The sequence below is a fragment of the Paraburkholderia sacchari genome (assembly GCF_000785435.2).
Taxonomy (GTDB): domain Bacteria; phylum Pseudomonadota; class Gammaproteobacteria; order Burkholderiales; family Burkholderiaceae; genus Paraburkholderia; species Paraburkholderia sacchari.
Genome location: NZ_JTDB02000016.1, coordinates 90293 through 103925, shown reverse-complemented (window position 1 = coordinate 103925; position 13633 = coordinate 90293). Strand labels below are relative to the sequence as shown.

9 protein-coding genes and 3 pseudogenes are annotated in these 13633 nt (G+C 61.6%); all 12 read right to left on the bottom strand.

Going from position 1 to position 13633, the window contains the following annotated elements; genetic code table 11:
* Nucleotides 1–276: 276 nt before the first annotated feature.
* The 12 genes and pseudogenes from NH14_RS31970 to NH14_RS31915 all read right to left on the bottom strand — a co-directional run bounded on the left by NH14_RS31970 (nt 277) and on the right by NH14_RS31915 (nt 13333).
* Entirely contained in the window at nt 277–717 is a 441-nt protein-coding gene (locus NH14_RS31970; RefSeq protein ID WP_237179837.1) for a Fur family transcriptional regulator, read from the bottom strand.
* 252 nt (nt 718–969) lie between these two features.
* A complete protein-coding gene (locus NH14_RS34070; protein ID WP_331253482.1) occupies nt 970–1356 on the bottom strand; it encodes a DUF6515 family protein in 387 nt (128 codons plus the stop codon).
* A 159-nt stretch (nt 1357–1515) separates the two neighbouring features.
* Nucleotides 1516–2403: a DUF2092 domain-containing protein gene (locus tag NH14_RS31960; RefSeq protein ID WP_152617285.1), complete on the bottom strand. Its 888-nt coding sequence runs from the start codon at nt 2401–2403 to the stop codon at nt 1516–1518.
* A 358-nt stretch (nt 2404–2761) separates the two neighbouring features.
* Nucleotides 2762–3243 (bottom strand): annotated as a pseudogene (locus NH14_RS31955) (arginine decarboxylase); the annotation flags it as partial.
* An 89-nt stretch (nt 3244–3332) separates the two neighbouring features.
* Nucleotides 3333–4355 carry a LacI family DNA-binding transcriptional regulator gene (locus NH14_RS31950; RefSeq protein WP_035532667.1) on the bottom strand — a complete coding sequence of 341 codons (1023 nt, stop codon included), beginning with the start codon at nt 4353–4355 and terminating at the stop codon, nt 3333–3335.
* A 174-nt stretch (nt 4356–4529) separates the two neighbouring features.
* Nucleotides 4530–5078, bottom strand: coding sequence for an ABC transporter ATP-binding protein (locus NH14_RS31945; RefSeq protein WP_052148438.1), 549 nt, complete (start codon nt 5076–5078; stop codon nt 4530–4532).
* Nucleotides 5079–5114: 36 nt separating this feature from the next.
* Nucleotides 5115–5751 (bottom strand): annotated as a pseudogene (locus NH14_RS31940) (carbohydrate ABC transporter permease).
* Nucleotides 5748–6335: pseudogene (locus NH14_RS31935) on the bottom strand (carbohydrate ABC transporter permease); the annotation flags it as partial. The pseudogenes NH14_RS31940 and NH14_RS31935, both read right to left, overlap by 4 nt.
* 18 nt (nt 6336–6353) lie before the next feature.
* Complete coding sequence (locus tag NH14_RS31930) at nt 6354–8030, bottom strand: SulP family inorganic anion transporter (protein ID WP_035532665.1); 1677 nt, start codon at nt 8028–8030, stop codon at nt 6354–6356.
* A gap of 226 nt (nt 8031–8256) precedes the next feature.
* Complete coding sequence (locus tag NH14_RS31925; RefSeq protein ID WP_035532662.1) at nt 8257–9987, bottom strand: SpoVR family protein; 1731 nt, start codon at nt 9985–9987, stop codon at nt 8257–8259.
* A complete protein-coding gene (locus tag NH14_RS31920; protein WP_035532659.1) occupies nt 9984–11252 on the bottom strand; it encodes a YeaH/YhbH family protein in 1269 nt (422 codons plus the stop codon). The genes NH14_RS31925 and NH14_RS31920 overlap by 4 nt, the downstream gene beginning before the upstream one ends.
* A gap of 158 nt (nt 11253–11410) precedes the next feature.
* Entirely contained in the window at nt 11411–13333 is a 1923-nt protein-coding gene (locus tag NH14_RS31915; protein WP_035532656.1) for a PrkA family serine protein kinase, read from the bottom strand.
* Nucleotides 13334–13633: the final 300 nt, after the last annotated feature.

The following is a 13633-nucleotide window of genomic DNA, read 5'->3' as shown; positions in this document are numbered from 1 at the left end:
CTTCAACGACCGCCTCGATGACCTTGACCCGCTCGAGTTCGCGCATGCTTGCCGTGATCAGCTCACGTCCGTTCATGGTTCGCCCCTGGTCGACGCCTCGTGTGAGCGTGCACCTCAACCAGGGCAGGAATCGGACATTTCTAATGAGCCAGAATCGGACATTTCAAAAAAGCCATAACACAAAAAACTTCGATAATTTATCTTATGTCAAATTACAAATTTATCGGCCTCGCGATACCCACTACCGCCCAGATCCAACCGCACAGGTATCCCGCACTATTGCACGCGTCGGTCCATCCCATGCAACGCGCCCGCACGCTGCACAGCGGAACTCAGCGAGGCCGCGCATTGCGCACAGCGCCCGAAGATCACAAGGCTTGCGCTTGCATACCGAAACTCGTGCGCGGCGGCAATGGCCTCGTGCTGCGATTCGAGCGCGTTATCGTCGATATCACAAATCGTGCCGCAATCGCTGCAGACCAGATGTGAATGACGCGTACCGCGATTGAGCTCATACACGACGCGCTGCTCGCCAATCCACGCGCTCGTGATCAGGCCCGCGTCCAGCAATTGCGCCAGCGCCCGGTACACACTCGCGAGACTGCATTGCTCGGTTTCAGGCGGCACGCGCCGAAAAACCTGGTCGGCAGTCATGTGCTCGTGCGGGAATTCGTGGAACAAATGCAGGACCGCGACGCGACTCGAGGTCGGACGCATACGGACTCGCTTTAGATCGGCGTAAATCGCTTTCATTCCATCGGCACACTTTTTGGCACTTGGCCGATAGTCTCGTCGTCGGTAGCTTAAGAATTGCTTAAGCCCCCTCGCTCCTCAAGCAATTAGGCCATTTTCCGCGTGCCATTCACCCGTGCACATGCCGCAAGACGCACGCACCGGTACCGAAGGAGTTGATGCGGGGCCCTCGCCGCCCCGCCCTGCACGCCTTCACTCGTCGCACTGAGCCGTCAACTACGGCGCTGGCACGACGACGTATTGCACCTGTGTACCGATGTACTGAGGTTGATACCAGGTCGCACCGCATTGCTCGTAAGTCGTGCCGCCGATCATCACTGGGCTGCACGATGGCGGCAGGCTTGCCACCATCGTGCCAACCACAGCGGCGGTCATGCCAACGGTAACGGCCGCCGCGACCGGGTCGACATACCATCCGCCTCCCCAATTCGGTGGAGGCAACGGAGGCGGCGGCGGGCCGGGAGGATGCGGCACGGGTCTCGGTGGTGGTACGGGCGGATGCGGCTCAGGTCCCGGCGGCGGCCCCGGCGGATGCGGCCCTGGCCCGGGGCCAGGCTCCGGATGCGGTCCCGGCTGGCCGCCATGGAACTGTTCCCCCGCCATTGAAGCCGGGCCGCGAGAGCTGTCCGCCTGCGAAATTGCCGCTCATCGGATGAATGCTGGTGCGCGCCATGCCACGGAACGCAAGCGCTGCGGGTGAGGCCGGCACCATCGACGTCACGAGGCTCTCGGCGATGGCTCGCCGTGCGTGATTCGGCTTTGTCATTCCGCCTCAGCGTAAGGCGAATGCTCCGCGGGTTTGAGTTCGATCTGCCGCGCGCCGAGGCGCGGACGGAACACGAACGTTGACGCCGCGAAGGCCGGATTGAGCCTCCAGTGGTACGTCACGTCATGGCGGGGCCGCGTCGGCTGGGTCGTGTCGGTAATGATCATCTTGCACGGCAGCGGCCTGCGCCCCGTTTCGATCCACAGCTCCCAGTCAACGTCCGCTTCCCGGTACGCGTAGTGCGTGCAGGTGCGCGTGTCGATCTTCTCGTCACCAAGCGTTTGCGCCGATTGAATCGCGCTGTTGTCGGGCTTGCCGTTGCCCCAATAGAACAGGTCGACGAGCGGCGTTTCGATATGCCAGTTGGCGGCGAGGTCGCGCACCAGCCCGTCGAGCGTGGGCGGCGCGTCGTGTCGCGCGTAGTAGCCCTTCTTCTGGTTGAAGATCGTGAAGCGATGGCCGTCATAGACCATGCCGCGCACGTTGCCGTTCCCCGTGATGTCCGCGCGCAGTCGATCGGGCCGCTTGACCTTGAGCACGGTGTGATGCAGGAACGCCACGTTTTGGCCACTGTCGAGCACGACGTCGGTGGCGGTGTCGGCATCGACTTCGAAGGTGCGCAACGAGCGCAGATACTGGCCCATGGCATCTAGCGCATTCGTTGCGTGCACATCGATTGTTGCCGTACTGCCCTCGCCCGACCCGCTACCGAGGTCGTTGAGCGGCGACGGCACGTTCGATTGCGCAGGCTCGCGCTGGGCCGCCGTTTGCTGGTGGGCGCAGCCGCCCAGCATGAAAGCGCTCATTAGCGCCGCGCACACCGGGCGTGCGAGCGGCGCCGGCAAGATTCGCGCAGTGACTCCAGGGAAGACAATTTTGTTCACGCCGTCTCCTGACTGAAAGGTCGTCTATGACCGTCCCAGCTTGCGGCACTCGCTTGTTCCCTGCGCGCGCGAACCGGCACTGGTCAGCGAAGCCTGGGTATGGCCTTGCATGGCTTCGCGGGGTCCAGCTTACCAGCGGCAAGCGTGTCGAGGCACGAATGCGCCGCTGCCCTGCTCTCGTGGCCCGATGAAAACACCTTGAAAGCATCGCGCCACGCGGTCCGGGAAGCGGCATTTCACGCTCAGGAGGCTGCCTTGATGCAGGCAACGCGGTAGGCGTGATCCACCACCTCCACGCCATGCGTGTCGTGCGTGAGCCCGGGAAGCGACGATCGAAGCGCCCCAGCGCCTGCAAATTGGCCGGTTCGCGAACGAGCAGATCCTCGCTCGCCTCGTGAAAGGCGTGACGGCGGCCCGTCCTGGTATCGACGACCGATTCGGGCTGCCAGGCATTAAAAACCAGTCGGCCTTCTCGCTGAATCCGGCATGCATGCGGCTCAGCATCTGCCGGAACGCCACTGCCTCGCGGATGGCCTCGGTGGTGGGCGAGGCCCCGCCCGCGCCGTCCATCATGGCGGCGCTCACGTCGTTCGAAGCGATGATCGCGTATTGCGGTGACGTCGAGGCGTGCATCACGAACGCTTCGTTAAAGCGTGCATGCTCGATGGGGTTGCACCCATCGCGCACGTGAATGAACGAGGCCAGGGAGAGCGCGGCAAGCAACTTGTGCGTCGACTGGGTGGCGAAAACCGTGGGCTTGCTCGCGTCGTGATCGCCCTGGTCGCCGTGCATGGCGTGGCGGTCGCGGTAAAGCGGATTGAAGCGCGAGTAGCCGTACCATCTCGCCTGCGCTCGCTACACAGCCGTAATCCGGCGCGGGTGTTGCCAACTCCCGCGTACTCTTGCGTCAGGCGATAAACAGAAAATAGTCAGGCATAACGCGCGGAATTCACACGCGCGACCGAGGCACGCATCGTCACGCTCACATCGAAATTTCGCTCGATGTCCCAGTGCGCACCATAGCACTGATTGATCAGCCATCGCACGGCATTGCGGGTGAGTTCGGCGGTTGGAATATGGACCGAGGTGAGTGCGGGCGCCATGTAGGCCGCCGAATAATCGTCGTCGTAGCCCATCACCGAAACGTCGCCCGGCACGGCAATGCCCGCCTGCTGCAACCGGGCGAGAGCCGACATGGCCATCGTGTCGTTAGCGCAGAAAAGTGCCGTGAAGCGCCGCTTCGAGTCGAGCAACTCGCCGGCCGCCGCATAGCCGCCCTCGGGCGAGAAGTCCGACATGATGAGCGGCACTGCTTCGCGCGCAATGTCGTGGCGCGCGAGCTCGGTGAAAAAACCATCGAGGCGCGCGAGGTTGTCCGAAGAACTGGCTGGCCCGCCGATCACTGCAATCTCGCGATGTCCGTGCTCGACCAGCGTACGCGCGGCCAGTTCGCCGCCATGAAAGTGATCAGCGCAAAACGACGCCTCGGGCAACTGATCGAACACACGGTTCAGGAATGCCATGCGCGGATGCATCGCGTGCAGCATGTTGAGGTCTTCGTCGTGCAGGTCGTGGCTGATGACCACCATGCCGTCGCAGTCGCGTCCGATCAGAAAGCGCACAGCCTCGACAGCCTGCTCGCGTGGAGAGCCCTCGCCGCAACCGGTGGCCACCACCACGTGCCGCTTCACCGCACGCAATTCGGTATCGGTCTCCTTGAGGATGGTGCCGTAATAGGAGCCAAAAAAAGTCGGCACGAAAATGCCGACGATGCCGAGCGACTTGGTCGCCATCGCCCGCCCTATTGACGAAGGCCGGAAGTTCAGTTGCTCGATGGCGGCTTGCACGCGCGCGGCGGCTTCGGCCGACACCGGCCCCTTGCCCGAAATCGCCCGCGAGGCCGTGGAAAGACCCACACCGGCCAGCGTTGCCACGTCTTTGAGGGTTGCCACGCTTGTTTGCCTCTTCTTTGCCTTCTTCTGGTTATGTTTTCCGAGCGCCCGCCCCTTTCATCCAATGATCTGATGAATGGGCGCTCAAAGCCGCAGGCTGCTCGCCTCGTCGAAGAGCGACACCTGCCCTGCGTCGATCTCGAACGGCACACTGGCTCCACTCGCGAGCGGTGTCTAGTCCTGATCGATCGAAGCGAATTGCATTCCATGATAATCGAGCCAGAGGACGCGGTGGTTGCCCATCGGTTCGATCAGCATAATTTGGCCTTGCAGCGCCTCGTCCTGCGAGGTCGCGCGCGCCAGGCCGCCCGAAAGCTGCGACGGCTTGCGCGAGAGCAGCGGCCCGAGCTGGAGCATCTCGGCGGCGCGCTGCACGCGCCGCGCGATCTCTGTTCGCGGCGTGCCATTGATTCGCAATGCAAATGAAAGATTGCGCTCGACATTCATCGTCGGATAGAGCGCGTACGACTGGAACACGAGCGCCACGCCGCGATCCTTGGGATCGGCCCACGTCATGTATTCGCCGGCGATTTCGATGCTGCCGTCGGTCACGTCGACCAGGCCGGCGATGCTGTGCAGCAACGTGGATTTGCCGCAGCCCGATGGGCCGAGCAAGACGACGAACTCGCCCGCGCGCACGTCGAGGTCGAGATCCGCGATCACCGTGTTCGCGCCAAGGTCGATGCGCAGGTTGTGCACCGCTACGTTTGCCGGATTCGCCATCGTTCGTCTCCTTGCCCTGATCTCGTCAATGGCCGCTCACCCTTTCATCGCGCCCGACTCGATGCCCCGCACGAACCAGCGGCCCGACACGAAATAAATCGCGAGCGGCACGAGCAAGGTGAGGATCGTCGCGGCCATGTTCACGTTATAGAGCCGCTCGCCAGTGGTGGTATTGATGATGTTGTTGAGTTGCACGGTCATCGGCAGGTTTTTCGTGCCAGCGAACACCAGCCCGAGAATGTAGTCGTTCCAGATGCCCGTGACCTGCATGATCAAGGCAACCACGATGATGGGCGTAGACATGGGCAGCATGAGTTGCACGAAGATGCGCCAGAAGCTGCCGCCGTCGATGCGCGCTGCCTTGAAGAGCTCCTGCGGCAACGCGGCATAGTAGTTGCGAAATAGCCGACCAGGCTTCCTGCCACGGCGCAAGCGTGACATGAAGCGGCAGCGCAAGCAGATGGCCCATGCGGATTTCGTTCATCGGTTTGACCGAGGTGACGAGCATCACATAGAGCGGCAGCAGGAAAAGCAGCGCGGCAATAATCAGGAATCCATATATGCCGATGCGGGCCGGCGTGAAATGACGCCGGCGCTTCGGGGCCGGCCTGCGACGCTCAGGCTTCGCCTCAGTCGCGCTAGCGCCGGACGGCTTGGCAAGCGGCACGCTCATGTTCGCTCTCCCCTGCGCGCCGCCATCGCCGAAACACGGCTTCGCCCGTAAAGCACCGGCGCGAGCACCGCGAGCACGGTCGCTAACAGCACGATCGAGGCAGCGGAGGCCAGCCCCATATTCGCGCGATTGAACAGGTAATCCATGATGAACTTGCCCGGCACTTCGCTTGCGGTGCCCGGCCCGCCTTGCGTCATGGCCACCACGGCGTCGTAGAGCTTCACCACCATCACGAAGAGCAGCACGAACGCGGTGGAGATCGACGTCTTCAGCATCCGCACGACAATGCTCGCGTAGACACGCCAGCGCGGAATGCCGTCGAGGCGCGCGGCCATCCAGATTTCTTCGTCGATGCCGCGCAGCCCCGCGAGCGTCAACGCCATCACGAACCCCGATGCCTGCCACACGGTCGCGATCACGAGCGTATGGATCGCGAAGCGTTGCGAAACGATCCAGTCGAAGTGCGCATGCGCAAAACCCATGTGCCGCAGCACTGCCTGAACGCCGAGTTCCGGATTGAGGATCCACTGCCACACGAGCCCGGTTGCGACAAACGACATCGCATACGGATAAAGGAAGATCGTGTATGGCGCAAGGGCCGGTCACGCCTCGGCGTGCTGGCCGAGTTCCGGATGCACGGCGGCCAGCGCCTCGTGCAGCGTCGTATAGATGTTAGCCGTGCCCACCACGGGGGTGATGCCGTGGCGATCCATGTCCGCGCGCAGATAGCGGTTGACCCGCCCGAATATCACCTTGATGCCGCAACTTCGCAGCGACTCGCATAATTCGTTCACCGAACGACCTGCCGAATAATCAATGGCCGTGATTGCCGATGCGTCGATCACGAGATAATGAACGGGCGACGGCGCCCCGTCGATTAATCTGTTCACTTCGTCGACGAAAAGATGATCGTTGGCGTAGAAAAGATCGGAGCCGAAGCGATAGACGATGAGGCCGGGCCCGGTCACGAGCCCTACCTGCGCGGGCACTGGCATCCAGCGCCCCGTCTCGTTGGGCGCCAGCATCATCGTATGCGGACGATAGCTATGGCGCACGTGGCGCAGCAGCGAGAGCCCGATTGCAATGAGAATGCCGTTCTCCACACCGATGACGACCACGGAGAGCGCGGTAACCACCGCGAGCCAGAATTCGCCACGACTTTCACTGCGGATATCGATCAGTTGGCCGATATGCACCATGCCGGCGGCAATCGTGAAGACGATGGCCGCAAGCACGCAGCGCGGCAGATATTGCAGCCAGTTGCTCAGAAATAGCAGCACGACCACGACAACGGCCGCAAACGTCAATTGCGCGAACTGGCTGCGCGCGCCGGCCTGTTCGGCCATGGCGGTCTGCGTGGGGCTGCCGTTCACCACGAACGCGCCGCTCAGCGAAGCCGCTGCATTGGCCGCCGCGAGGCCCAGCAAATTCCGGTCTTCGTCCACGCGCTCGCCGTAGCGCTCGGCGAATGCGCGGCTCGTCGCGGCGCTCTGCGCGATGATGATCACGAAGCACGCCGCCGCCACCTGCATCAAATCGAGCATCTGAAACCAGCCCACGGCCGGAAACGCAATGTGCGGCAGCCCTCCTTGCAGCGGTCCGGTCACTGAAATGCCGCGGCCCGCGAAATCGAATGTGGCGCTTGCGGCAATGCCGCCCACCACCGCGACGAGCGGCACGGGCCAGCTCGGCCGCAAGCGCTTGAAGACGAGAATCGTCGCGACCACGAGCGCAGCAATCGCAGGTGTCTGCCAGTGAATCGAGGAAAACTGCAAGATGATCTGCCTGACCTGCAGGGCCGTGCGGCGCGAAGTGAACGGGATGCCGAGCATGTCGCCGAGCATCGCCACGCCCACCTGCACGCCAACGCCGGTAAGAAAACCGACCAGCACCGTGCGCGAGAGAAAGTCGGCGAGAAAGCCCAGCCGGAAAATGCGAGCGAGCAGCAGAAAGAACGCCGTCAGCAACGCAGTCATGCCAGCCAGCGCGACATATTCGGCGCTCGCAGGCGGGGCCATGGCGGTGAGCTTGCTCGCGAAGATCGTGGCCGTAGCCGAATCCGCAGCCACCACGAGGTGGCGCGAAGCGCCGAAGAACGCGAACGCGATCATCGGCAGGAAGCCAGTATAGATCCCGGTGACGGCCGGCATGCCCGCAATGCGCGCGTAGCCGAGCAGTTGCGGAATGTTCATCGACGCGAGCAGCACGCCCGCTCTCGCGTCACGCAACGCGCCTGCGCGGGTGAGTGGACGTATGCCACTGAAAAATTCAAATGCCACGACGGCTTCCCTTCGATGCCTGAATCGGCATGGGCTCCAGAGTGAACGGCGCGCAACGGTAATAAGCGCAATAGGGCCGTATCTTAGCGCGGCACAGCCGGTTCGTTCACGGCGGCTTGCCATGCTGCAATCGAAGCGAGCCGCATTCTGCGCGACAACAAAAAAGGCCAGCGCGCAGGCTGGCCTTCGGTTGCGATGATGTGAGCGCCGAAGCCAGTGTTATGGCCTACACCCTCAGCGCCGGCGGCACGTAGCGGCATTCGTAGCGCTTCCTGACCGTGCCGTTCTCGTCGACGCTTTCCAGATACACGTCGAATTGCCAGAGCCGCGCCATGTGCCGAAGGACTTCGTCGGTGTCGCCGGACAGGTGACGGTTATCGCTCATGAAGTGACGCAGTGTGAGGCTGCGGTCGCCGCGCGTGTTGACCGACCAGACCTGAATGTTCGGCTCGCGGTGATGCATGTCGTACTGCCGCGAGAGCGCCTGACGCACGTACTGATAGCCGCTTTCGTCGTGGATGGCAGAGACTTCCAGCGCATCGCGCATGTCGTCGTCGAGCACCGAGAAGAGCCGCATTTCGCGGATCAGATGTGGCGACAGATACTGCGCCACGAAACTCTCGTCCTTGAAATTGCGCATCGCGTAGTGCAACGCCTTGAGCCACGGGCTGCCGGCGAGCTCCGGGAACCACTTGCGGTCTTCCTCGGTGGGATTTTCGCAGATGCGGCGAATGTCGCTCATCATCGAAAATCCCAGCGCATACGGATTGATCCCGCTGTAGTAGTGCTTGGTGACGGGCGGCTGGTAGACCACGTTGCTGTGCGAGTGCAGGAACTCCATCATGAAGCCGTCTTCGAGCTTGCCCTGCGCATACAGCGTATTGAGCAGCGTGTAATGCCAGAACGTGGCCCAGCCCTCGTTCATTACCTGAGTCTGGCGTTGCGGATAGAAGTACTGGCCAACCTTGCGCACGATGCGGATGACTTCGCGCTCCCACGGTTCGAGCAGCGGCGCATTCTTTTCGGCGAAATACAGCAGGTTCTCCTGCGGCTCGGGCGGGAAGCGCTCGTCGATTTCCTCGGCGATGGGCTGCTGCGTCTTCGGCAGCGTGCGCCACAGTTCGTTGACCTGAGATTGCAGATACGCCTCGCGCTCGCGGCGCAGCGCGGCCTCGCGTTCGAGCGAGAGCTTTTGCGGCCGCTTGTAGCGGTCCACGCCGTAGTTCATGAGCGCGTGGCACGAGTCGAGCAACTCCTCCACACGGTCCAGACCAAAGCGCTCCTCGCATTCGGCGATGTAATTCTTCGCGTAGACGAGGTAGTCGACGATCGCGTGCGCGTCGGTCCAGAGGCGGAACAGGTAGTTGCCCTTGAAAAACGAGTTGTGCCCGTAGGCTGCGTGCGCGATGACGAGCGCCTGCATCGTCATCGTGTTCTCTTCCATCAGATACGCAATGCACGGATTCGAATTGATGACGATCTCGTACGCAAGCCCCATCTGGCCCCGGCGATAGCTCTTCTCTGTGGAGAGAAAATGCTTGCCGAACGACCAGTGACGATAGTTGACCGGCATGCCGACCGACGCATAGGCGTCCATCATCTGCTCGGCGCTGATTAATTCGAGCTGGATAGGATAGACGTCCAGTTCGTATTGCTCCGCAACATGCGAAATATGCGTGTCGTATTCTTCGATCAGCTCGAAGGTCCAGTCGGATGGGCACGGCAACGGCCGTCTGTCGGCTACGTTCATATGCAATTCCCTGGTTTCCGGAAGCCGGGGTTCAGGGAGGTCATGATCGGGGAGCCCGTGCGCCTCCTGGCGCGCCGGCTCGGCCGGGTGTCCCCCCCGTTTTGCGGCAGCCTCGTGATCGCCGTGCTGTCCTTTCCCGTGGCCGCCGGTCTTGCGGCGCTCCGGCTGATAGCCGCGCGCCTCGTTGTGCAGGTGGCGTGTCGTCATGAATGCTCCACCTGCTTCTCAAACAGCTCCCGGAAGACCGGATAAATATCCGCCGGGTTGTCGACTTTCTTCATCGCCAGATTCGGGTCGGTGAGCGCCAGTTGCGCATATTCGAGCCAGAGGTTCTGCTCCTCGGGCGTCACCTGAATATAAGCAAAATAGCGCACCTGAGGCAGGATGTCATCCGCGAGCAGCTTGCGGCACTTCGGCGAATCGTCGGTCCAATTGTCGCCGTCCGAAGCCTGCGCCCCGTAGATGTTCCAGTCGCTCGGCGAATAACGGTCTTCGATCACCTTTTTCATCAGCTCCAGCGCGCTCGACACCACCGTGCCGCCGCTTTCCGTCGAATGGAAGAAAGTGTCTTCATCCACTTCCTCCGCGCGTGTGTGGTGACGAATGAAGACCACCTCGATCTTTTCGTAATTGCGCTTGAGGAACAGGTACAGCAGGATGAAGAAGCGCTTCGAAAGATCCTTGCGCTGCTCGTCCATCGAGCCCGACACATCCATCAGGCAAAACATCACCGCCTGGCTCGACGGCTGCGGCTGCTTCACGCGGTTCACGTAACGCAGGTCGAACGGGTCGATGAACGGGATGCGCCAGATGCGCCCGCGCAGATGGTGAATCTGCTCTTCGAGCTGTTTGATCTCGTCGCGCCGGTCGGACGGATCGGCCATCAGCGCTTCGAGCTGCTCTTCGAGGTCGCGCAATTCGTTCACAAGCGGCGCGCCCAAAGCGATGCGCCGCCCGAGCGCGCTTCTTAACGAGCGCACCACGTCGATGTTATTCGGCGTACCCTCGGCAGCCCACCCAGCGCGGATGCTCTTCCACGTGGGCACGGCCATCAGATGGGTTTTGACGAGGCGCGGCAGTTCGAGGTCGTCGAAGAAGTACTGCATGAACTCTTCGCGCGAGAGCTCGAACACGAAGTCGTCCTGACCTTCGCCCTCGTTGCTCGCCTGGCTGCCGCCCCCGCCTCCGCCGCCTTGCGGACGCGGAATGCGGTCGCCGCGCACGTAGTCCTCGTTGCCCGGATGCACCATTTCGCGCCGCCCGCCGGGGCCGTGCCGGAACGACGGTTCGGCAATGTCCTTGCGCGGAATGGTGATGCTCTGGTTGCTTTGAATGTCCTTGATACTCCGGTCACGCACCGCTTCCGAGACGGCGTGACGAATATAGTTCTTCACGCGGCGCAAAAAGCGCTCGCGGTTTGCAATGCTCTTGTTCTTGCCGGCCAGCCTGCGGTCGATGATTTGATGAAGCACATCCAGTCTCCCGCTCACGTTTCGAATGGGCGAGGTGCGCAGTCTGGAATGCCACGTTCAGTTGCTCACGGCTACGTAGCCTGCGCCCCGCCGGATTTCCTTTTTGCGCCGCCGCATGAAACGTGCAGCGGCGCAGCAGGAAGGTATTGCCTCTGCGCTCATGACGACTTGCGCACGCGCAGATACCAGTCGCACAACAACCGGACCTGCTTGGGCGTATAGCCCTTCGCCACCATGCGATTGACGAAGTCTTCATGCTTGCGCTGTTCTTCCGCCGATCCCTTTGCATTGAACGAGACGACCGGCAAAAGTTCTTCCGTATTCGAGAACATTTTCTTCTCGATCACCACGCGCAGTTTCTCGTAGCTGATCCACGCCGGGTTCTTGCCGGCGTTGCCTGCGCGCGCGCGCAGCACGAAGTTCACGATCTCGTTGCGGAAGTCCTTCGGGTTGCTGATGCCCGCGGGCTTCTCGATCTTCTCCAGTTCCGCGTTCAGCGCCGCGCGGTCGAAACTTTCGCCCGTGTCATGGTCGCGGAACTCCTGGTCCTGAATCCAGAAGTCGGCGTACGTGACATAGCGATCGAAGATGTTCTGCCCGTATTCAGAATACGATTCGAGGTAAGCGGTCTGGATCTCCTTGCCGATGAACTCGGCATAACGCGAGGCCAACACGTCCTTCACGAACGACAGATACTTTTGCTCTGTCTCCGGCGGGAATTGCTCGCGTTCGATCTGCTGCTCGAGCACGTACATGAGGTGCACGGGGTTCGCCGCCACTTCGGTCGAATCGAAGTTGAACACGCGCGAGAGGATCTTGAACGCGAAGCGCGTGGAAACCCCGGCCATGCCCTCGTCGACGCCGGCGAAGTCGCGGTATTCCTGATACGACTTGGCCTTCGGATCGGTGTCCTTGAGGTTCTCGCCGTCGTACACCTGCATCTTCGAGAAGAGGCTCGAATTCTCGGGCTCCTGCAAGCGCGTGAGCACCGAGAACTGCGACATCATCTTGAGCGTGCCCGGCGCGCACACCGAGTCGGCGAGCGACGAGTTCCGCAGCAGCTTCTCGTAGATCTTCATCTCTTCCGAATAGCGCAGGCAATATGGCACCTTCACCACAAAAATCCGGTCGAGCAGCGCTTCATTATTGCGGTTATTGCGGAATGCCTTCCACTCAGATTCGTTCGAGTGCGCAAGGATGATGCCGTTGAACGGAATCGCGCCGAATCCTTCGGTGCCCTTGAAGTTGCCTTCCTGGGTGGCCGTGAGCAGCGGGTGCAGCACCTTGATCGGCGCCTTGAACATTTCGACGAATTCAAGCAAGCCCTGATTCGCGAGGCACAGGCCGCCGGAATAGCTGTAGGCGTCCGCATCGTCCTGCGCGTATTGTTCGAGCTTGCGGATGTCGACCTTGCCGACGAGCGAGGAAATGTCCTGATTATTCTCGTCGCCCGGCTCGGTTTTCGCGATGCCGATCTGCCGCAGGATCGACGGATAGCGGCGCACCACGCGGAACTTGCGGATGTCGCCGTTATATTCGTGCAGGCGCTTGACGGCCCATGGGCTCAGGATGCTCTTCAGATAGCGGCGCGGAATGCCGTATTGCTCTTCGAGGATGGGGCCATCCTCGTCGTAGTCGAAGAGACCGAGCGGCGACTCGTTCACGGGCGAGCCCTTGATCGAGTAAAACGGCACGCGCTCCATGAGCTGCTTGAGCCGCTCCGCAATGGAAGACTTGCCGCCGCCCACCGGGCCCAGCAAGTAGAGGATCTGCTTCTTCTCTTCGAGCCCCTGCGCCGCGTGACGGAAGTACGCGACCACCTGCTCGATCACCTCTTCCATGCCATAAAACTCGCGGAACGCCGGATAGACCTTGATGACCTTATTGGCAAAGATGCGCGACAGGCGCGGATCGTTGCGAGTATCGATCTGTTCTGGTTCCCCGATTGCCGTCAGCATGCGTTCGCCAGCCGTGGCGTACGCACTGGGATCTTCTTTGCAGAGCGCGAGATACTCCTCAAGCGAGAACTCTTCCTCTCGCGTTTTTTCGAAGCGGGTCGCGAAGCTGCTGTAGATATCCATGCTACCTCCTCGCCGAGATCTGGACCGATGTCGTGCGCGGCGCGCTATTCGGAAACGACATCGCTCGAATTCATCCTAAACCTTTTCGAATTTTTTTTCACACAAAAATCGAGCCTGATTGAAAGTTCAAACTCGAGTGCTTGGAGCTTGGCCTGCGACGCCGTACAATCATTGGCCTACCCGCAAATTCCACTCCGCGAGCACGCGGCATCGCACCGCGAATCGACGCTCGAGCAGCAAGCCCGCCGCTACTTCACCCTCTGCCCCGCGCGCGAGCGCTTCTTCATAAAACGCGCGGCC